This window comes from Pseudarthrobacter arbutini, assembly GCF_054510915.1.
In genome coordinates this window covers 1-21,807 of the sequence record NZ_JBTNDQ010000019.1, presented here as the reverse complement: position 1 = coordinate 21,807, position 21,807 = coordinate 1, and the positions used below count along the sequence as shown (strand labels likewise).

Here is a 21,807-nt window from a genome sequence, read left to right as displayed (position 1 = left end):
GACGGACTCGGTAGGTCTGCGCTGACCAGGGGCATTCAGCTTGGGGGAACGATTGTCTTTTTTGGGTGCGCGTGGAAAGTCCTTGGGCGCCGTCGCGCTACTGACGGCATTAAGCCTGGTTATTACGCTCTGTGCGTTTATCTACGAAGGTCACAAAACCACAGATGTTGAACTGAACGACGGCGGCGTGTGGGTAACCAAGCCGGCCAGCCTCCTCGTCGGTCACCTCAATTACCAGGCCCAGGTCCTTGACTCGGGGCTCAAATCAAAATCCAGCGAGGTGGAACTCCTCCAGAGCGGCAATACGGTTCTCACCCATGACCGCGCTAATGCCACCCTGAATGCCGTTGATCCGGCCAACGTCATTCTCGGCACGGATATCAAGGTTTCGCCGTCCGCCGTACTTGCCCTCGGCGGGCAGACAGTCGCTGCCTTGGACGCCGCCACCGGCAAGATCTTCTCCACCGTTGCCGATCAACTCTCATCGCTCACCATGGACACCGGCGCTGAACCGTTGGCGGAGCTGGGGGCCAATGCGACGATCACCGTTGGCACTGACGGAACCATCCGGGCTGCATCCAGCGAAAACGGTCAAGTAATGACCATCCCCGTAACCGGGCAAGGCGCCTTTGGCGCGCCGTCGCAGGAGACCCTCCAGGGAATCACTCCGGAATCCAAGCTATCTGTCGCGGCTGTGGGTAGCCAGACTGTTGTTTTCGATTCCCACACGTCCACCCTCTTCCTGCCCGGCGGCAAGTCAGTCAAAGTGGACAACGCCGAAGGCGCCGTCCTGCAGCAGAGTGGCCCGGACAACGACTCCGTTGTGATTGCCACCGCCACTGGCCTCGTCACACAGCCACTCGATGGTGGGCAGGCGGTCATCACGGACACCGGCGCCAAGGGCAGCGCCATTGCTCCGGTCCACCTGCGCGGCTGTTCGTACGCCGCCTGGAACGGTTCCGGAAAGTATGTCCGCGACTGCCGTGGCGAAAGCGATGACCTCCTCAAGGACCTTGAGAAGACTCAAACCCGCAGCGAGTTGGTGTTCAGGGTCAACAGGGATGTTGTAGTGCTGAACGACCTTTCCAGCGGTGTCGTGTGGCTCGTCAACCAGAACATGGTTATGGCCAACAACTGGGACGACGTCAAACCCCTGCCGGACAAAGACGACGAGGAACAGGAGGAGGACTCTCCCACCGAGTCTCTGTCCAATTCCCTGCCCAAACGCGAGGACCAGAACCGGGTTCCCGTGGCCCAGGACGACCAGCTGGGCGTACGCCCGGGCCGCACGATCATCCTGTCAGTCCTGGACAACGACAACGATCCTGACGGAGACCTCCTGACAGCAAGAGTGGTAGGCGAAGGTCCGAAAATCGGATCGGTCCAACCGATCTATGGTGGCAAGGCGCTGCAGATTGATGTCAGGGATGAGGCTTCGGGAACCGATGGTTTCCGCTACAAAATTTCCGACGGTCGGGGTGGCGAGGCGGAAGCATCCGTTTCCCTGACAGTGACTGCTGCCGGCTCCAACAAGGCTCCTGTCCAAAAGCGCATCCCAAACCTCGTGCTTGAGCAGGGCGGGACCGGGACCATGAACGTGCTGGGGGACTGGACGGATCCCGACGGCGACGACCTGTTCCTCGCCGCCGCCGCCACGTCGGGCACAGGCGATCTAGAGTTCAGCGCGGACGGCGTGGTCACATACAAGGCCACCGGTGACGTCCTCGGGCCACAGGAAATGTCCATCGTTGTTTCTGACGGACAGGACAGCAGCGACGGCACCATGCGCGTTGATGTCCGGGCAGTAGGCACCACCAAACCCATCGCGAATCCCGATCACGTCACGATCATCGCCGGGCAGGCCGGGACAGTGACCCCACTGCTCAACGATGTCAGCCCAAGCGGGAGCCCGCTGAGGCTGGCCAAAGTGGATGAGTCCGCCGGATTGACGCTCACCCCGGACTACTCGGCAGGAACATTCGTGGTGACTGCTGCCTCGCCCGGAACCTATTACGTCCAGTATTTGGCCACTGACGGACCCGGATCCGCCCTTGGCCTGGTGCGCGTGGATGTCCAGGAGGCCAGCGCCGGATCCCTTCCGCCTATCGCGGTCCGGGACGTGGCACTGCTGCCCGTTGGCCGCGACACGCTGGTGGACGTCCTGCAGAATGACTCTGATCCTGCCGGCGGCATCCTGGTGGTCCAGTCTGTTTCCGTACCCGCTCAGTCCGGGCTCAATGTCGCCGTGCTCGAACACAGGGTCCTGCGGATTTCAGACCTCTCCGGCATCGCCGGCCCCACGAGCATCGGCTACACCGTTTCGAATGGCGCGTTGACAGCCAAGGGGGAGGTACTGGTTATTCCAGTCCCGGCTCCGTCGAAGCTTCAGCCTCCTGTTGCGGTTGACGACACCGCCACTGTCCGGGCCGGCGATGTTGTGTCAATCCCGGTGCTGGACAACGACCACCATCCCAACGGGGACACCATCTCCCTTGATCCCGACCTTATCCAGCCGTTTATCGATCCGAACGACGGCGACATGTTCATCGCCGAGAATTCGCTGAAGTTCCGGGCGGGAAACACTGCCAAAACGGTGTACGCCACGTACGAAGTGGTGGACTCACTAGGCCAGAAGGATTCCGGCTACGTGACCATCCGTATCGTTGGCCCGAACGCGGAAACCAACACACCGCCGCGGCCACTTGACGCGACAGCTCGGGTCCTGGCCGGAAGCACTGTCCGCATCCCCATCTCCATGAACCAGATCGATCCTGATGGGGACTCAGTGGAACTCCTGGGACAGGTGTCGGCACCGGTCAAGGGGAGAATCGTCGAGGTCGGTGCGAGCTGGCTGGTCTATGAAGCCTTCGAGGACTCGGCAGGCACAGATACGTTTACGTACTCGGTGCGGGACCGACTGGGCGCGGAAGCGCAGGCCACAGTGCTGGTGGGCATCTCGCTGCCTTCGGCCAGCAACCAGAAGCCCTATCCGGTCAAGGACGTCTACACTGTCCGTCCGGGGCGCCAAGTGGTTGTGCCGGTCCTGGTCAATGACACAGATCCTGACGGTGACGTGCTGTCGCTCGTGGCAGATGGGCTCGACGTCCCGGCCGGCATGCAGGCCAGGGTGGTCTCAAGCCGAGTCCTTGTTGACGCCCCGGAATCACCAGGGATCTTCACCATCCGTTACAAGGTGCAGGACACCTGGGGCGCCGAGGCCGACGGCGTTTTGCAGGTGACCGTCTCTGCCGACGCCAAGCTGGAAGCTCCGATCGCCAGGGACGACCGTGTCCCGGCCGCAGAGATTGCGGGAAAGCAGTCTGTCACCGTCCAGGTCCTTGCCAACGATGAAGATCCCGACGGCGTGGCCTCCCAGCTCAGGGTGGGCGTCAAGGATGCGTCGGCAACGGTGCTGGCTGACGGAGTGGTGGAAGTCAAGCTCCAGCCAACCGCACAGACCGTCGTGTATACCGTGACAGACGCGGACGGACTCACGGCTTCCGCCTTCGTTTTCGTCCCGGGCTCAGACCGCAGCAGGCCCAGCCTAAAGCTGCCGATCAAGCCGGTTGAAGTGAAGAGTGGCGAGCCCGTCACCATCAGCCTCGCCGACTACGTCATCGTTGGAGAGGGAAAGACACCGCGGATCACTGTGGCCGAAAGCGTCAAAGCCGCACATTCCAACGGCGAACCGTTGGTCAAGGACGAGTCGCATCTCGTGTACACGTCAGTGCAGGACTACGCGGGAGCGGACGCCGTCAGCTTTGAAGTGACCGACGGCAACGGACCGGACGATCCCACCGGCACAAAAGCTGTGCTGTCGCTGCCCATCACCGTCCTGAGCCCGTCCAATAGGCCGCCCACGTTCGTTGGCGGAAGCGTCGAAGTGGCTCCCGGTGAATCGGCCCAGCGAGTCAGCCTGGCTGCAATGTCCAAGGACAACGATCCGGGCGACCTGGAACGTCTGGCCTTCAAGGTAACCGGTGGGGTGCCAGCCGGAGTGACCGCCGCCGTCGAAGGCCAGGAACTCCTGGTAAGTGCGGCCAAGGAAACGTCGAAGGGGACCTCGGGCACCATCCAGATTGAAGTGACCGACGGAAAGTCGAATCCCGTGACCGGCATTGTGGAAGTCAAGGTGACAGGTTCCACCCGGCCGCTGGCCACGGCAACCGACGATGTCCTCACCGACGCCCAGCAGGGCAAGCCGAGCAGCGTTGCTGTGCTGGCCAACGACACCAACCCGTTCCCGGACCAGGCACTCAAGCTCGTGTCCGCCATGGTGGAAACCGGTACCGGGACGGCCACCGTTTCGGGAACCGAGGTTGTGGTGACTCCTGGCGGTGACTTCGTGGGAACGATGGTGGTGCGGTACCGGATCGCCGACGCCACGGGAGATCCCGAGCGCGAGGTTGACGGCCGCATTAGGCTGACGGTCAAGGGCAAACCCGATGCGCCGTCAACGCCGAGTGTTGCCTCGATCCAGGACCGTACGGTTGTCCTGTCCTGGGCGCCGGCGTCGAACAACGGCGCGGAAATCACGGGATACACGGTCAAGTCCGCGCAGGGATTCAGCCAGGCGTGCGCCACCACTACGTGCACCCTGAGCGGCCTGACAAACGACGTCGAATACACCTTCACGGTAACGGCCAAGAACCCAGTAGGGGAGTCGCAGCCCTCTCCCGCGTCCGCCCCTGCCCGACCGGATGCGAGGCCAACAGCGCCTGCGGCGCCCACGCTTAAGTACGGAGATAAGCAGATCGAGGTGTCCTGGCCCACGCCCGCCAGCCCCGGCTCCGCTGTGTCTTCCTACACGGTAGAAATTTCCGGTGCCTTTGCGGGTGCCTCGCAGCGCACAGCGACAGGAAATTCGGTGACCTGGACGGGACTGGACAACGGGTCCAGCTACCAGTTCCGCGTGCAGGCCCATAACAAGGCCCCGCAGCCCTCAGAGTGGGGACCCTACGGCGGGGACCCCGTGAACAGTGTTCCGGCTGGCATCCCCGGTGCCCCGGGAACCCCCACCACTGAACGTCTGAGCCCTGTGGGCAGCCAGGCGCAGCTCCGGGTCTCATGGGCCGCCGCCAACCCCAATGGTGACCCGGTTTCCGGCTACTCCCTGAACGTGCTGAGAGGCGGTGCCGTAGTTCAGACGGTGGCCGTTCCTGCCGGCCAGCTGTCACAGGCGGTTTCCGTGGATACATCCTCCACGGACTACACGTTCACCGTGACCGCCCGGAACAAGGCCGGGGCCTCCAATGCCAGCGCTCCGTCGGCACCGCGACGGGCCTTTGTGCCACCCGGAGCTCCCACCAATGTTGTGGCCACTGCGGGAGACAACCAGGTATCCGTGACGTACACGCCAGGATCGGCCAACGGAGCAAACGCGAACGAAATCAGCTACCAGTTCAGTGTCAGCGGCGGCGCCTGGCGGTCCGACTGGGTGAACAACCGCATCACGGCCGGAGTGCCGAACAACGGGCAGTACTCCATCGCCGTCCGCGGCGTCACAACGCTCGACGGCGAACGCTACGAGGGTTCACCTTCCGCGCCGTCGAATTCTGTTGCCCCCTACGGGCCTATAGGTCAGCCCGGCGTAACGGCCAACGGCAACAGCCAGACCGTCACGTTCAACTGGTCAGCCCCGGCCCGGAACGGCCGCGACATCGTCAGCATGGAGGTCAACGTGGACGGCGGCGGCTGGTCCGGCGTCGGTGTTGGCAGCGGCAGCCGCGAGGTCGGCAACGGCTATTCACAAACGCACAGCATCCAGGTACGTGCCACCGACGCCGCCGGCCAGTCGAGCACAAATTCGGCCTCCGCCCGCAGCGCCGATCCGCCCCCCAAGGAAGCTTGGATCTCAAGGGGAAGCCACAACACCGGAAATGCGTACAACGTGGTTGTCAACACGCGGAACTTCCCCGCGGGTAACTACCGGTATACATGCCGTGCCGACGGCTCGCCAGGAGGATGGCCGAATGGCACCAACATGGCGCCCGTGTTTTTCCCGGCTGACGGCTCCGTCCAGCTGAACTGCTGGACGAACTATGGCGGACTAGGGCACGAGTGGATCGAAGTCGAAATCATTGGCGTTATGACTACCACCCGCTACCAGGGACAGGGCGCATGGTAACGCCTGGTCCCACGGCGCACAGCCGCATCTTCAACGGCAGCAAATCAAACGAAGGAACGACGAAATGGCACTGACAGAGGAACACGCCGCGTGGTTTGCGGACACGTTTGCGAAGCTTGTTGACAACGTAGGGCTGGCAGTCCTGGGCAAACCCGAGACCATCCGGCTTGTCTGCACAGCACTGTTGGCTGAAGGGCACGTGCTCCTGGAGGACGCCCCCGGTACGGGCAAGACGTCACTCGCGCGCGCCCTCGCGGCCAGTGTCCAGGGCACCAACAACCGTATCCAGTTCACGCCTGACCTGCTGCCATCCGACGTCACCGGCGTGACCATCTACGATCAGCAGACCCGGCAGTTCGACTTCCACAAGGGGCCGATCTTCGCCTCGATTGTGCTGGCCGATGAGATCAACCGTGCATCGCCCAAGACACAATCCGCGCTGCTGGAGGTCATGGAGGAATCCAGGGTGACCGTAGACGGTGTGGGGCACGAGGTGGGCCGGCCCTTTATGGTCATCGCCACCCAGAACCCGATCGAGCAGGCCGGCACCTACCGGCTTCCGGAAGCCCAGCTTGACCGGTTCCTGATCAAGACGTCCATCGGATTCCCGGACCTCGATTCGGCCGAGAAGATCCTGGCCGGCGCGGCGGTCCGTAACCCCGCCGGAACACTGAGCCCCGTAGTCACCACCAAGGCGGTTGCAGACATGGCGGACTTGGCCGCGCGGGTCCACGTGGACGGCGCGGTGTTGAGGTACACCGCCCAACTGGCCCAGGAAACCCGCCACGCGCCCGAAACACAGCTCGGCGTCTCAATTCGAGGCAGCCTCGCCATGATCCGGGCGGCCAAGGTCTGGGCGGCAGCGAACGGCCGGAACTACGTCCTGCCGGACGACATCAAGCGGCTCGCCGCACCGGTCTGGACGCACCGCATCACCATCGACCCGGAGGCCGAGTTTACCGGCATGACCGCGGAAAAGGTGCTGTCCAGGGTGCTCGCCGATGTGGCTGCGCCACTGGCCAAGCAGCCGGTTGGATGAGCCAGGTCATCACCGGCGCGAAAAGCGCACGGGCAGCGGTCGCAGCCGCCGCGCGGGGAGCATCGTCCGGAGCGGCAGCAGCAAGGAGAAGGATCGGAACGGCGTTGTCAGCCGTCAGCCGTTACGGTGCCCCGATCGGCAGGATCGCGGGACCCTTCGTTTCCCCTGCAGCGGCGGCCGCAGCGCGCCTGCTGAAAGTGCCCACGTCGTTCGGTTGGGCCGTTATGGGTGTGGCCGCCCTGTCGGCCACGGGGGCAGTGGCCTGGGGGTGGCAGGAGCTGAACACCTGGACGTTCATCGCCGTCGCGCTCGTTGTAGTGGCGTTGCCGTTTGTGCTGGGCAAGCTCTCGTACCGCGTCACCCTCGATCTCGCCCGCAACCGGGTTGTTGTCGGTGAACGGGCGGTGGGCCGGGTTGACGTGGAAAACACTGCGAAGCACAGGCTGTTGCCCGCACGGATTGAACTGCCCGTTGGACAGGGCCTGGCCTCATTCCACCTGCCTGGCCTTGACTCCGGCGAAACGCATGAAGAGCTGTTCACCATCCCGACAAACCGCAGAACGGTCCTTTCGGTGGGGCCCGTCAGGTCAATCAGGGGCGACGCCCTGGGACTGCTTCGCCGCCAGCTGGCGTGGACAGAGGCTGTGCCGCTGTTTGTCCACCCGCGGACTACGTCACTGAGCAATTCATCGTCAGGCCTTTTCCGGGATCTTGACGGGTTGCCCACCAAGGATCTGGCGAGCGACGACATCTCGTTCCACGCGCTCCGCGAGTACGTGCCAGGCGACGACCGGCGCTACATCCACTGGAAGTCGAGTGCCCGCACCGGCAAGCTGATGGTCCGGCAGTTCGAAGAGACGCGGCGATCCCACCTGGCCGTCGCACTGTCCACTAACCCGGAGCACTACCAGGACGATGTCGAGTTTGAGCTGGCCATCTCAGTGTGCGGATCGATTGCCCTCCAGAGCCTGCGGGAAGAGAAGGAGGTCACGGTCGTAACCCACGACAACGTGGTCCCGTCCCCCACGGGCAAACGCCTCCTCGACGGACTGGCTGCAGTCGACGCGTTCGATGCAGCTTTTGCGAAGCCGCGCCACTCTGCCCCGGGCGCATTCGCACAGAAAGTGGCAACGGATGTTGCCAATGCCTCGGTGATTACAGTCATTTTCGGTGGCCGTGTGGACATGAGAGAGATTCAAGCAGCGATTCGGAAAATTCCCCATGGTGTCCGTACAACTGTCATACGGTGTGTCCGGGACGAAGAGTTGGGACTGCGCAGCATCGCTGGAGCTTCCATGCTCACGCTCGGGCACCTCGAGGACCTCTCCCGCGGAGTGCGGAGGGTCGGCGAATGACACAGGCAGCCACTTCCCGCCGGGCACTGGAGCCAGGGACACTGATCAGCGACCTGGTCCAGCTCGGCTTGTTCCTCTTGCTTCTGGCCACCGGGACACTCGGCTTCAGCCGTGTGTTCGAAGGTGCTGACTACCTTGTTGCCGGTCTCGGAGGCGCTTTCCTGGGCCTGGGCGTTGCACTGCTGGGAGCGCGCTGGCGGTGGGGAATCCTCTCGATAGCCGGCGCCACAACAGTGGCCTACTTCCTGTTCGGGGGAGCCATCGCGCTGCGGCCCACGGCCATCGCAGGTGCAGTGCCCACGCTGGAGACCCTGCGCGAACTCGCCCTGGGACCGGTGCTGTCCTGGAAGCAGCTCCTGACGCTGCAGCCTCCGGCCGGAACGTATGAGAATCTCGCAGTCTTGCCGTACTTGGCAGCTTTGCTGGCCGGCGTGCTGGCTGGCAGCTTCGCACTCCGGCTCAGCCGGCCGGCCGTGGCCCTACTTCCCGTGGCGGCACACTTTGTGGTGGCTGTGGCATTCGGCACCAAGGACCCGGTGGAACCCGTGCTGCGGGCCTCATTCGTGTTCGCAGGTTCACTCGCATGGTACGCATGGAGCCGAGGCCACCGCAGTCGAATGGTCGCCCCGCAACCCCACGTGGCGGACAGCGGCGGATGGCGGAGGTCCCTGCGGGTCCGTGCCATAGCCGCCGGCGCCGGAGTCCTGGCAGCTGGCCTGTTGTTCGGCTCAGTTGCTGCCTACTCCGTTGAACCCGTCACCCAGCGCCAGGTCCTGAGGGATTCCCTGGTGCCTCCCTTGGACCTTAACGCCTACCCAAGCCCGCTGGTTCCATTCCGCAAGTACGTCCGTGACCAAAAGGACGAAACCCTCTTCACAGTCACCGGCTTGCCAAGCGACGCCCGCATCCGGCTCGCCACCCTCGACGCGTACGACGGCATCGTGTACAACGTGGCTGGCGACGGCGGTACGGGGTCGGGTTCGTTTGCCAGAATCGGCTCATCCGTGGGCGAAAACCGTGGGCCCGTCACGGCCGAAATAGCCGTCACGATCGAGGCCTTCAAAGGGGTCTGGGTTCCCGGTGTGGGGGACCTTAAGACTGTGCAATTTGGCGGACCCCGCGTGGACGTCCTGACGAAGGCGCTGCACTACAACCGTGAAAGCCAGACGGCTATCAACACGGCCGGTCTACAGGCCGGCGATACCTACACAGCGGAAGTATCCATCCCCACGGTCCTGTCGGATGAGCAGTTGGGTGATCGCGATTCCGCTGATATCGCCCTTCCTGCGGCGGCTGCAGTCCCGGACGTGGTGTCCGGTTCGGCGCAGTCTGCCGCGGGCTCGAACACTACCGCGTTGCTGCAGGCCCGGGCGCTCGAGGCGAAGCTGCATACCGACGGGTTCTTCAGCCACGGCCTTCAGGGTGAAGCTGTTTCGAGGGCAGGCCATGGTGCGGAACGCATCGCGGCGCTGCTGGGAGCCACGCAGATGGTGGGCGACGACGAACAGTACGCCACGGCCATGGCGCTCCAGGCACTCTCGCTGGGACTGCCTGCCCGCGTCGTGCTGGGGTTTCACTCAGAGGAAGACGGCGGGGGCGCTGTCGAGATCACGGGCAGTGACCTGCATGCGTGGGTGGAAATTGCGTTGCAGGGGGCAGGGTGGGTGACCTTCGACCCCACACCCCCTGAAGACCAGGTTCCGCAGGAACAGAAGATCAAAGAGAAGTCCCAGGAAAACGCGCAGGTACTCCAGCCTCCGCTTCCACCGCAGAAACCCGCGGAGTTGCCGCCGGAAGTTTTGCCGGACGACGAGAGGGACGACGACGGCGGGAACCCCTGGGGGACGCTGCTCACCGTGTTGGGGATTGGCGGAGGCTTCCTCGGCGTCGCAATCCTGTTGTTGGGTCCCGTTCTCCTGGTTTTCTATTTGAAACGGAAACGCCGGATGAGGCGCGCGAACGCGGACAGCACCGCTGACCGGTTCAGCGGCGGTTGGGACGAGCTGCTGGACGCCGCAACCGATCTTGGCGTCGGAATCTTGCCCGGCGTCACCCGGCAGGAGGGCGCCAATGCCCTGGAATCGAAGTACCCACAGTCATCAATTGTGGCTCTCGCGGAACGGATCGACGGCGGCGTGTTTGGGCCCGTTGAACCAAGCCCCCATGAGCTTGAAGGTTTTTGGCAGGAGGTGGACGGGATCATCGGCTCAATGAACAACAGCGTCGGACCGTGGAAACGGTTCAAGGCACGTGCCTCGCTGCGCTCGTTGCGCGGATCGTGGACGTCCATTGGCATGGCGTTCATCGCCAGGAAAAGGAAGAACTAGATGGTCCAGGAAGTCGGGCGCATTCCCGAAGTACTACACGCGGGTCCGGGGTTTTACAGCGCCGGCATTGGAGCCAGGATCTGGGCCAATGTCATTGATGGACTGCTGCTCCAAGGCATCTACATCGGGCTGTATTTCGCCTCATTCGGAGCGATGCTCGGCGCAGCACAATCAGGGAATTACTCCACTGCCATCACCTTGATGAATGTCATCGGGTTCGTCCTGCCCGCCCTGTGGATTTTGCTCGCCATCATCTACGTAGCCATGCTCGGTCGCGGCCAGAGCCTCGGCATGAAGCTGACTGGGGTGCGGCTCGTGTCCCTGGAAACACTGGGCGCACCCGGATTTTGGCGGGCAGCAGGGCGGAACGTGGTGTTCGCCCTTGGCGGCTTGATAGTCGTTGGGCCTTTTTCGCCCCTGTTTGACGATTCGGGGCAGCGGCGGGGCTGGCATGACAAAGCCACCAACACGTGGATGATTGACGAGCGCCGCCGGCTAGCGGAGTCTGCCACGGTTGGTGCGCCCCGGAACGGAGCGCCGTTCGTTGCCCAAGTGCCCGCGCCCGCAGCGGTAACGCCAATCGTGTCACCGGTGCAGCCGCCGTCGCCCGTTCCGCCACCACCGCCACCACCGCCGGGCTTCGCCCCGGGCTTGGTGACGGCTGCACCGTCAGTGCCATCCTGGCAGCCCAATGCTCCGGCTCCGCAGCCGCAGCCAGTGCCCGCGGCCTTGGCCGATGACGACGATGACCTGGACGCCACCCGCATCGGCGTCGTAGCCAGGGCCCACCGAACCTGGTGCCTCCGCCTCGATGACGGACAGGACATCCACTTGGCTGCACGAGGCTTCATCGGACGGAATCCAGCAGACCCGGAAGGCCAGCCGAATCACGCGGCGGGTGCAGCCGCGCAGTTGATCCCTGTCCGGGATGCCACGAAGACGGTTTCCAAAACCCACCTGGCATTCGGAATCGACGGAAGCCGCCTTTGGGTCCAGGAACGGGGATCCACCAATGGCACCAAAATCGTCCGAACCACAGGCGAGCACCTGGATGTCAGCAGCTCGACGCGTTCCTATGCCGGCAACGGCGACGTCCTGGTCCTCGGGGACCTCCGGATCACTGTGGTGGGTGAATGACGGGGATCGAAGGTCCCGCCTCGGAGACGGGGCCGGCGAGACGGATCACGGTGGACTTTGGCGCCTCCTCGAACACTGGTCGGCGGCGCACATCCAACGAAGACTCGTACCTCGCAGGAGGTGCCCTGTTCCTTGTCGCGGATGGCATGGGCGGACATGATGCCGGCGAGGTTGCGAGTTCGATGGTGGTGAGCTCCTTCGAAGAGCTGGCCCTGCGGCCATCCGTCGGGCTCGACGACGTGAGGCAAACCATTTCCCAGGCAACCCGCAGGGTACTCGGGCTGCCCGCAACCGGAAAAAGCGCAGGGACTACGCTCACCGGCGTTGCCATCTCCGAAGCCGGTGGGCTGCCCTACTGGCTCGTACTCAACATCGGGGACTCGCGGACGTACCGGCTCGCGGGATCCACGCTTGAGCAGATCAGCGTGGACCATTCTGTGGTGCAGGAACAGGTGGACAGGGGCGAGCTAACATCCGCCGAAGCCGCCGGAAGCCCAGGCAGGAATGTTGTCACCCGTGCCATTGGCGCCGGGAGCTCCGGCGAAGCGGACTACTGGTTCGTTCCAGCTGAAGCTGGTCACCGGATGCTGGTCTGTTCCGACGGGCTGACCAACGAGCTGGCCGATGCCCGGATCCTGGAAGTCCTGCTGGAGGAATCGTCACCACAGGATGCCGCAACAAGACTGGTCCATGAGGCTCTCCTGCATGGTGGCAGGGATAACGTCACTGTGCTGGTTGTCGATGCCATGGCCGTTGACGGCCAGGGGTCGGAGCTGCCAACGACGAGTCCGCAGCATGCAGGCTCTGCGGGGGAACATCACGACCCGGACGAAACGATCCCGCGGGAAGCCCTGGCGACCCTGCGGAGAACAGGTGAGGAGAAATGATGCACCGCTATCGGACCGGTGAGTGGCTGGGGGTTGTGACCGAGCACGGCGTCGCTGTGCTGCCCGGGGACCTTGATACCAATCTCGTGGAACGGATCTGGCATTCGCTGCGTTCCGGCAAAGGACTTGGAGGCGTGCTGGATGTTCTCACGGGCGCTTTCGGGACGAGCCTCTCGGCCCTTCCCAGCTTTGCTGTTGTGAGCTTTACCGGCACCGAAGCCGGCATAGCGGTGCGGGGCCCCTTGGAGGTCGGTGTGGTGGGGGACGACGACGCGGGCGAGTACACGGTCAGTGGCGCCCGTGTGTCTACCTGGAGCGAGAGAGTGTCGAGTAACCCCGATATGGTCCAGATCGTCACGGCTCTCGGGACGGGAACGGAAATCGGCCTCCCTGAGTCCCTGCCGATCGCCGACGGAGTGGTCCCGTGCTCCGCAATCTCCGTAGTTCTGAGCGCGGATCGGCTGAGCGTCGTGCTCCCGTTTCCGGATCGTCAGCAGGGTCCGGAGCCCGTATCCGTCCAGGCACAGCCGCCCGAACCTGTGCCGGCCGAGGAACTCGTGCCGGTTGGCGCCACCACATCTGAACCGCAGCCCGTGGCGCCGACGGAACCTCAGTCCACGCAGGCCGAGGCAGGGGACGGCTGGCATGCATCCCCCGTGCACGATCCTTCCCACACCATCTCAGATCCTGGGGACGCGGAAGGAACTGACTACGACTGGCTGCTCTCCGGCGAAACGATTGCCAGGTCCGTGGAAGGGGCGGCCATCCGCGGCGAGGAAGACGGCGACGGCGCCGGGCAGGAGCCAACGGCCCCCCAGAGGCAACTGTCCGCCACGGCAGGCGACCTGCACCCGCCCAGCCTTCCGGTGCCTGGTGTACTGAGTCCACCGGAATACCCCGCTCTCCCGCCCGCCAGACCGTTCCACGTGCCGAGTACCCCCGGTGGCGTCATCGACGGCCTCCCGGACTTTCCCTGGGACGCAGTCGCTGAGCCTGGCGAACCGGACAACGATGACACCATTTCCATCGAAGCTCTGGCGGAGATGAGGCGCCGCAGCGGAACGCCCGTGCAGGCGGTACCAGCTGCGAGACAGCCGGCGGCGGCCCGCAACGCCGGCAGGCTCGACGTGTCCACCGGAGAGTCCGTGGTGTTGGACCGGAACGTCATCATTGGCAGAAGGCCGAAAAGCACCCGTGCGGTTGCCGACATGGTCCCGTACTTGCTGACGGTGCCAAGTCCCACCCAAGACATATCCCGGAACCATGTGGAAATCCGGGTGGAAGGCGATCATGTCCTGGCCGTCGACCAGGAAACCACCAACGGCACCCGTCTCCTGCGGACCGGACGCGACCCGGAGCGCCTTCACCCGCGTGAGGCCACGATGCTGAGTTTCGGGGATGTACTGGATCTAGGCGAAGGCGTCACCGTCACGTTCCGGGAGGAATCATGAGCCCTAAGCGACTCGTAGGTCCACCACCCCGGATTGAGGGCTTCACGTATCAGAGTGTCCTGGGGTCCGGCGGCTTCGCTGACGTGTTCCTGTACCAGGATGTGCTGGGTCGGCGCGTGGCCGTCAAAGTGCTGCTCGTGGAAAGGCTCTCGTCCGGCTCCGAGCAGCAGTTCACGGCTGAGGCCAACCTGATGGCGGCACTGTCCGCGCATCCGTCCATCGTCACCATCTACCAAGCTGGACTGTCCTCCGACGGCCGGCCGTACCTGGTCATGGAGTACTTCCCGAAGGCCAACCTTCAGGTCCGGTACCGCCGCGAACGCTTCAGTGCGGCCGAAGCACTCCGGATAGGCATCCAGGTTGCCGGTGCTGTGGAAACGTCGCACCGGGCAGGCATCCTCCACCGGGACATCAAACCGGCCAATATCCTCATCAGCGAATACAACAAGCCGGCACTTACAGACTTTGGCATCTCAGCCACCCAGGAAAATCAGCAGGATGCCGTGGGCATGTCCATCCCGTGGTCGCCGCCGGAGTCATTCGGCAGCCCTCCGTGGAGCGGCCCCCAGTCCGATGTATATGCCTTGGCCGCGACCGTTTATACCCTGCTGGCAGGCAGGTCTCCCTTCGAAGTTCCCGGTGCTGCCAATTCAAGCAGCGACATCCTGGGCCGGATCGAAAATTCGGCGCTCCCAGCATTGGGCCGGGACGACGTGCCGCCCATGCTGGAGGAAGCCCTGGCGAAAGCCATGAGCAAGAGCCCGGGCGACAGGTACGAAACCTCCCTCGCCTTTGCCAGGGCCCTCCAAAAAGTCCAGATCGATATGCACATGGCAGTTACGCCCGTGGACGTGGTGGACGACAGTGCCGATCAGATCGATGAGAACGATGACGACGACGGACTGACGCGGATCCGGAGCATTGTCAGCATCAGCCCCGAAGCCACTGCGCCGCAGGCTCCAAGCCGTGGACGCCACCCTGATTACGTGCAGCCAATTGCCGGAGTCCCGGACGACACCGTCCTCCGCGACGGGCTGCATGCCAGCGGGGGTGGACAACCGGCCGGACGTCATGAGGCAGGCCTCCCGTTGCCTGTTGCGCCGCCGATCGAAGACACACTCCTGCGGCCGCCGTCGGAGCCTCCGTCGTCAGAAGTCAGCCAGCCGGCCAAGCGACGCATGCTCGTGCCAACCATTATCGGGGCGGCTGCAGTCATTGTGGTGGGCGGTGCCATTGCCGCAACGCTGATGACTGGCCAAGCGGGCGAGGCGGACAAGAAGGGCGCAGGCCAGTCCGCGCCCCAGACGTCCGTTCCCCTCGATCCGGTGGTGGAAAGTATTGTGCCTGCCCCCACAGGACTCGCGGGAACAGTCGGGGACAAAGGTGTTGTTTTCAGTTGGCAGAATCCCAGCCCGCAACCTGAGGACATGTATCTTTGGCGAGTCCTGGACGCCGAGACCGACGGCCCCCTGACCAGCACGAAGGATCCTTCTGTCTCTGTTCAGCCAGGCGCCACCGGGAGAACGTGCATCGAAGTATCGATAAGGAGAAGTACCGGCCGGTCCACCAACGAACCTGCCGTCGCCTGTGCACCCTAGCGCTGAAGCGTCCTAGGCTGGTTCGCGGATCCCGGCCTTGACGGTGCGGATCCGCGAACCAGCGATGAATTGTTGGCTGGCGCTCCCGATTGGCGCCGCGCGCAGTTTTCTATTAAGCTGATCAGGTTGCTTCGGGCGGTCTGAACCGCGGAGGAGCACAAGTTTGGGGCTGTGGCGCAGCTGGTAGCGCACCTGCATGGCATGCAGGGGGTCAGGGGTTCGAGTCCCCTCAGCTCCACCAAACAGGACGCAGGTCCGCAAAAAATTGAGCCACCCGGTCGGGTGGCTCATTTTTTTGTCTCCCAAACAGGGAGCCGGAGAAGTGGGCGCCCAGTAGTGAGTGCTTAGAACCAATCACTCCGGCGCAGCGGCGGCCCGTCCCCGCCGGCACGTTGGACCAGGACCTGGTTGACGCCAGTGATCCCGGTTTCAAAGCCCAGGGCACTTGAGGCCATATAGAGGCGCCACACCCGCGCCCGGCCCAGGCTGGTGAGCCGGACGGCTTCGTCCCAGTTCTCTTCGAGCCTGCGCACCCACGCCCGCAGGGTCAGGGCATAGTGCTGGCGCAGGGCCTCCACGTCCAACACCTCGAACCCGCCGGTCTCCAGTGCGCTGACCATCTCGCCCAGGCTGATCATCTCGCCGTCCGGAAAGACATAGCGCGGAATGAACGAATCCGGGTCCGGCTTGGTGGGGCCGGCGTTCCAGGAGATGGCGTGGTTGAGCAGCCGGCCGCCGGGACGGAGCAAGCGGTGCAGCACGTCGACATAGTGGGGTGTCTGTTCCCGGCCCACGTGTTCGGACATGCCGATGGAGCTGATGGCGTCGAACGGCCCGTCGGCGATATCCCGGTAATCCTGGACCCGGATGTCGATGTTTTCGGTTAGGCCGGCGTCGGCAGCACGTTTGCGCGCCAGCACGGCCTGTTCGGTGGAGAGCGTCACGCCCACTACCAAGACGCCGTAATGCTGCGCCGCGTGCAACGCGAAGCTGCCCCAGCCGCACCCCACGTCCAGTACCCTCGTCCCGGGCTTCAGCCCCAGCTTCCGGCAGACGAGATCCAGCTTGGCCGTCTGCGCGTCATCCAGTCCGGCCGGAAGGCCGCGGCTGGCAGGGGTGCCGCCGCCGGGTCCATCCGCCCACACAGCGCACGAGTAAGCCATTGAGGGTCCCAGCACGAGGGCGTAAAAGTCGTTGCCGACGTCGTAATGGTGCGAGATGGCCGCGGCGTCGCGCTTCCGGGTGTGGAGCCGGCCCTTCCTCGTGGCCTTTGCTTCTTCCGGCGGCGGTGCGGGGTTGGGGCCCAGCGCGCCCAGCCGGACGGCAATGCTGACCAGCGTGGCCAGTTCACGCGGAGTCAGGGGCCGGAAGGGGCCCGGCTCGGAAAACTTGCCCACCGAGCTGAGCGCCGTGAAGGCTGCAAAGATGTCGCCTGGGGCATCGATGTCCCCGGCGACATAGGCGCGGCTGAGCCCGAGCTGCCCCGGCGACCACAGGATCCGGCGCAGGGCGCGGCGTGACCTGAATTCGAGGACCGGGGCCTCGGGCGGCCCCGCCTCGGACCCGTCCCACGCCCGCAGCCTCAGCGGTATCTCCGTCGTCCCCAGGACGATGCCCAGTGCGTTCGCCAGCAGCGACGCTGCCCCTTTTTCTGTTTTCATGGTCCTCGCCTTTCGTCCGCCTAGGCCCAACAGTACGACGCCGGCGCGCGCCTGTCAGCGCAGTGGCGCGATTATCATGGGGGAGTGAATGAGACGTTGCCACCGTGCCCCGAATGCTCCAGCGCCTACACCTACGAGATGGGTGCGCTCCTGGTCTGCCCGGAATGCGGCCACGAGTGGTCCGCCCAGGCAGCGGAGGCCACGGCAGAGGCCGGGCCGAGGGTCGTCAAGGATGCAGTGGGCAACATCCTCGCCGACGGCGACACGGTCACCGTGATCAAGGACCTGAAAATCAAGGGCAGCTCCGGTGTCATCAAGGTAGGCACCAAAGTCCGCGGGATCAGGCTCATGGACGGTGTAGGCGATCACGACATCGACTGCAAGGTGGACGGCGTGGGGCCGATGCAGCTCAAATCCTCCGTGGTGAAAAAGGTCTAGCCGGAACCGGTCAGGGGCATGGACTATGTAACCACCGACGTTGTGGTCATCGGTGCGGGCCAGGCGGGACTCTCCGCCGCCTACCACCTGCAGCGCCGGGCGCTGGACTACAGGGTCCTCGACGCGGAGGAAGGCCCGGGCGGCGCCTGGCGCCACCGCTGGAAAAGCCTGGTCATGGCCACGGTCAACGGCATCAGTGACCTTCCCGGCATCGCGAAGCCTGACGTGGATCCCACGGAACCCAGCTCGGAGTTCCTAAGTCGGTACTTCGAAGGCTACGAGCGGGACCTCGGAATTGAGGTCCTGCGCCCGGTCAAGGTCACCTCGGTGGCCAGGGAAGACGCCGATCCGGCGGGGCGCCTGCGGATCAGCACCGACAGCGGCGACTGGTCAGCGAAGGCGGTCATCAACGCAACCGGTACGTGGACCCGGCCGTTCTGGCCCATCTACCCGGGCCGGGCCACGTTCCGGGGCCGGCAACTGCACGTGGCCGATTACGTCTCCGCCGAGGAGTTCCGCGGCCTGCACGTCATCGTGGTGGGAGGCGGAATTTCCGCCGTCGGGCTGCTGGACGAGGTCTCGCAGGTGACCAGCACCAGCTGGTTCACCCGGCGGGAACCGGACTGGCGTGACGCCGCGTTCGACGCCCAGGCCGGCCACAACGCCGTCGCCCTCGTGGAGGAGCGCGTGCGGCAGGGACTGCCGCCGCAAAGCGTGGTGGCCGTGACCGGCCTCATCTGGACGCCCTCGCTGAGGGCGGCAGCGCAACGGGGTGCGCTGGACCGTCGCCCCATGTTCACCGCCATAGAGCCCGACGGCGTCCGGCTCACCGACGGGAGCTTGCTCCGTGCCGACGTCATCCTGTGGGCCACCGGATTCCGTGCCGAGCTCGAACATCTGGCGCCGCTGCATCTGCGGGGACCCGGCGGCGGCATCGCCATGGAAGGGACCCAGGTGGCAGCTGAACCGCGCGTCCATCTGGTGGGGTACGGGCCGTCGTCGTCCACCATCGGCGCAAACAGGGCGGGCCGGGCGGCCGTCTCCGCCATCCTCAAACTGCCCGCGCTTGCATCAACCGCATCAACAACCAGTACATGACCAGATGGCAGGAACCAGTGGCACAGAACAATCTTGAGGACATCTTCGGCACGCTCCGGCGCCACCCGGATGTCGAAGCCCCGAACCTCCAGGCCTGGGACGCCACGGACCGGCTGCTGCTCGAAGCCGCCGCAGGGCGCACGGAACCGCGTACCCGGCTGGCAGTGATCGGCGACCGCTACGGTGCTCTCACCCTCGGTGCGCTTGGCACTCTGGGGGTCAGCCGGGTCCGTGTGCATGAGGATCTCATCACTGGGGAGCGCGCCCTGCGGAACAACGCTGCGGCTTTGGGGCTCGCAGCGGCGGATCCCGGAGCCATTGACGCCACTGGGTTCGAACAATTGCCGCTGGGGGAGGAGCTACTGTCCGGCGCGGAGCTGGTGCTGCTTCAACTGCCGCGGACGCTGGCGGAGCTTGAAGAAATCGCAGCCACCGTGGCGCGTTATGCCGGCCCTGACGTAGTGCTGCTCGCCGGCGGGCGGATCAAACACATGTCCCTGGGAATGAACGCGGTCCTGGAACGCCACTTCGAGACGGTCCAGCCGCAGCTGGCACGGCAGAAGTCCCGGATCATCCTGGCCAGCGGCGCCCGGCAAACTGAGACGCACGAGTGGAGTCCCGCCGTCGAACGCCTTGCCGAGCTGGACCTGGACGTTGCTGCGCACGGTGCCGTCTTTGCTGGAGCGAAACTGGACATCGGGACCAGGTTCCTCCTGACCTTCCTGCCGGAGATGCCTGAAGCCGGGCACGCCATCGATCTGGGCTGTGGCACCGGCATCCTCGCCGCCATGTACGCCCGCCAGAACCCGGCCTCAAGGGTCACGGCCACGGACCGGTCCGCCGCCGCCGTCGCGTCCGCCCGGGCCACGGCGCAGGCCAACGGCCTCGAGGAACGGATTACCGCCCTCCAGGATGACGCCATGAGCACCCTCCCGGCCGGAAGCGCCGACCTGGTCCTGCTGAATCCGCCCTTCCACCTGGGCGCCAGTGTGCATGCCGGAGCGGGCATCAAACTGTTCGAGGCGGCAGCCAGGGTCCTGGCGCCGGGCGGTGAGCTGTGGACGGTGTTCAACCGGCACCTGCAGTACCTCCCGGCGCTGGAGCGGCTGCTGGGTCCCACCACTGTGAGGGGCGGCAATCCAAAGTTCACGGTGGCGGTCAGCACCCGGCGGCCATAGGCGTGCCAGCACGGCAAGGTGGCGCCTCCGGCCGCGGCGCGGCCCCACCTCCGGCTCTGGGCGTTGATCAGGAGGTAACGTACCATTCAGACATCATGAATACGCGGCCGAAAACCTAGGGGAGACCGTGCCAGAAATCCGCCAGTCCTCGGCGCCACGGCGCGGGACTAATCTTCCGCGCATGGGGGACTTCAACCTCACGGTCATCCTGGATGCCATCCGCCGGTCATCCGGGGGGCTCAGCCGCGTGGAGCTCGCCCAGATTGTGGGCCTCTCGCCGCAGACCATCTCCAACATCTCCCGCCGCCTGCTGGACCAGCACCTGATCGTCGAAGCCGGCAAGGAAGGCAGCGGCCCCGGCAAACCGCGCACCATGCTTCGCCTCAACCCGGGCGGAATGTATGCCATCGGCGTCCACCTGGACCCCGCCGTCACCACGTTCGTTGTCCTCGATCTTGTGGGCGCCGTTGTACAGCATTCACGGATTAAGACACCCGGCGGGAATGATCCTGCAGCCGTTATGTCCACCATGGCCACCGAGATCGAGCAGCTCGTTGCCGAGTCCGGCGTGGACACCAGCCGGATCGCCGGCCTGGGCCTGGCCGCTCCGGGACCCATCGACCTGGACAACGGGACCGTGGTGGACCCGCCGCTGCTGCCGGGCTGGGACCGCGTGGAACTTCGGGACGCCCTGGCCAAAGCCACCGGCTATTCCGTCCTCGTGGATAAGGACGTCACCAGCGCCGCCGTCGCCGAAACATGGGCCGGCGGGCCCAGCGGCTCGGGCAGTTTCATCTTTATGTACATGGGCACCGGTATCGGCTGCGGCATCGTCCTCAACGATGAGGTGGTCCGTGGAACGTCAGGAAACGCCGGCGAGATCGGCCACATCGTGGTGGACCCCGATGGCCCGGTCTGCGACTGCGGACTGCGCGGCTGCGTGAAGTCCTCAGCCATCCCGCAGGTGCTCGTGGCGGAGGCCGTTGCCGCCGGCATCCTGGACGGGTCCGGCAAGCACACCAGCGGAGCCGAAGTGCAGCAGAGCTTCTCCCAGCTGTGCGACCTTGCCGATGCCGGCGACGCCAAGGCCCTGGCGATCATCGACAAGTCAGCGGTGCTGGTGGCCCGGGCCGTCTCCGTCGTCACGAACACGCTTGATGTGGAGCGGGTTGTGTTCGGCGGGCCCTTCTGGAGCCGGATCGCCGACCGCTACCTGGAGAAGATCCCGGCGCTCGTGGACGCCAACAGTGCGGCCCGCCTGATCCACACCATCGAGGTTGTCGGCACGGGAGTCGGTGAGGACGTCGGCGCCGTTGGAGCTGCCTGCCTGGTCCTGGAGCATACACTGGCGCCCCGGGCGCAGCGGCTTCTCCTGGAAGTCTGAACCGGACGTCTGAACGGGGTCTCCCCCGGGGAATCATGTCAAGATGCCCGCGTAGCTCCTATCGAAGAATCACTTGATTGTGCCCGGATGGGCGGTTGGCTTTTAGGGCCTTGCTTCGCGGTGGTCA

13 protein-coding genes and 1 tRNA gene are annotated in these 21,807 nt (G+C 64.8%); 13 read left to right on the top strand and 1 reads right to left on the bottom strand.

Annotated features, from left to right (window positions below):
* Positions 1 to 82 precede the first annotated feature (82 nt).
* The 9 genes from ACX80V_RS18935 to ACX80V_RS18895 all read left to right on the top strand — a co-directional run bounded on the left by ACX80V_RS18935 (position 83) and on the right by ACX80V_RS18895 (position 16,162).
* Positions 83 to 6,127, top strand: a complete 6,045-nt coding sequence (locus ACX80V_RS18935; protein WP_485844458.1) for an Ig-like domain-containing protein — start codon at positions 83 to 85, stop codon at positions 6,125 to 6,127.
* Positions 6,128 to 6,191: 64 nt separating this feature from the next.
* Entirely contained in the window at positions 6,192 to 7,166 is a 975-nt protein-coding gene (locus ACX80V_RS18930) for an AAA family ATPase (protein ID WP_485844457.1), read from the top strand.
* A complete protein-coding gene (locus tag ACX80V_RS18925) occupies positions 7,163 to 8,521 on the top strand; it encodes a DUF58 domain-containing protein (protein ID WP_485844456.1) in 1,359 nt (452 codons plus the stop codon). Before ACX80V_RS18930 ends, ACX80V_RS18925 begins: the two co-directional genes overlap by 4 nt.
* The gene (locus tag ACX80V_RS18920) at positions 8,518 to 10,848 is read left to right on the top strand and encodes a transglutaminase-like domain-containing protein (RefSeq protein WP_485844455.1); all 2,331 of its coding nucleotides are present in this window, start codon (positions 8,518 to 8,520) and stop codon (positions 10,846 to 10,848) included. Before ACX80V_RS18925 ends, ACX80V_RS18920 begins: the two co-directional genes overlap by 4 nt.
* Entirely contained in the window at positions 10,849 to 11,985 is a 1,137-nt protein-coding gene (locus ACX80V_RS18915) for an RDD family protein (protein WP_485844454.1), read from the top strand.
* Positions 11,982 to 12,872 carry a PP2C family protein-serine/threonine phosphatase gene (locus ACX80V_RS18910; protein ID WP_485844453.1) on the top strand — a complete coding sequence of 297 codons (891 nt, stop codon included), beginning with the start codon at positions 11,982 to 11,984 and terminating at the stop codon, positions 12,870 to 12,872. Before ACX80V_RS18915 ends, ACX80V_RS18910 begins: the two co-directional genes overlap by 4 nt.
* On the top strand, positions 12,869 to 14,323 hold the full coding sequence (locus ACX80V_RS18905) for an FHA domain-containing protein (protein WP_485844452.1): 1,455 nt from the start codon (positions 12,869 to 12,871) through the stop codon (positions 14,321 to 14,323). The genes ACX80V_RS18910 and ACX80V_RS18905 overlap by 4 nt, the downstream gene beginning before the upstream one ends.
* The gene (locus tag ACX80V_RS18900) at positions 14,320 to 15,921 is read left to right on the top strand and encodes a serine/threonine-protein kinase (protein WP_485844451.1); all 1,602 of its coding nucleotides are present in this window, start codon (positions 14,320 to 14,322) and stop codon (positions 15,919 to 15,921) included. Before ACX80V_RS18905 ends, ACX80V_RS18900 begins: the two co-directional genes overlap by 4 nt.
* Positions 15,922 to 16,086: 165 nt before the next feature.
* Positions 16,087 to 16,162: transfer RNA gene (locus tag ACX80V_RS18895), tRNA-Ala, on the top strand.
* Between the two features lie 103 nt (positions 16,163 to 16,265).
* On the opposite strand, the gene ACX80V_RS18890 is transcribed toward ACX80V_RS18895, so the two are convergent.
* A complete protein-coding gene (locus tag ACX80V_RS18890; protein ID WP_485844450.1) occupies positions 16,266 to 17,582 on the bottom strand; it encodes a class I SAM-dependent methyltransferase in 1,317 nt (438 codons plus the stop codon).
* 84 nt (positions 17,583 to 17,666) lie between these two features.
* On the opposite strand from ACX80V_RS18890, the gene ACX80V_RS18885 reads away from it, so the two are divergent.
* The 4 genes from ACX80V_RS18885 to ACX80V_RS18870 all read left to right on the top strand — a co-directional run bounded on the left by ACX80V_RS18885 (position 17,667) and on the right by ACX80V_RS18870 (position 21,680).
* Positions 17,667 to 18,020 (top strand): zinc ribbon domain-containing protein YjdM, encoded by a 354-nt coding sequence (locus ACX80V_RS18885; protein WP_485844449.1) that lies wholly within the window; start codon positions 17,667 to 17,669, stop codon positions 18,018 to 18,020.
* 18 nt (positions 18,021 to 18,038) lie between these two features.
* A complete protein-coding gene (locus ACX80V_RS18880; protein ID WP_485844448.1) occupies positions 18,039 to 19,118 on the top strand; it encodes an FAD-dependent oxidoreductase in 1,080 nt (359 codons plus the stop codon).
* Positions 19,115 to 20,296 (top strand): class I SAM-dependent methyltransferase, encoded by a 1,182-nt coding sequence (locus ACX80V_RS18875; protein ID WP_485844447.1) that lies wholly within the window; start codon positions 19,115 to 19,117, stop codon positions 20,294 to 20,296. The genes ACX80V_RS18880 and ACX80V_RS18875 overlap by 4 nt, the downstream gene beginning before the upstream one ends.
* 181 nt (positions 20,297 to 20,477) lie before the next feature.
* Positions 20,478 to 21,680: an ROK family transcriptional regulator gene (locus ACX80V_RS18870; RefSeq protein WP_485844446.1), complete on the top strand. Its 1,203-nt coding sequence runs from the start codon at positions 20,478 to 20,480 to the stop codon at positions 21,678 to 21,680.
* The last annotated feature ends 127 nt before the right edge of the window (positions 21,681 to 21,807 follow it).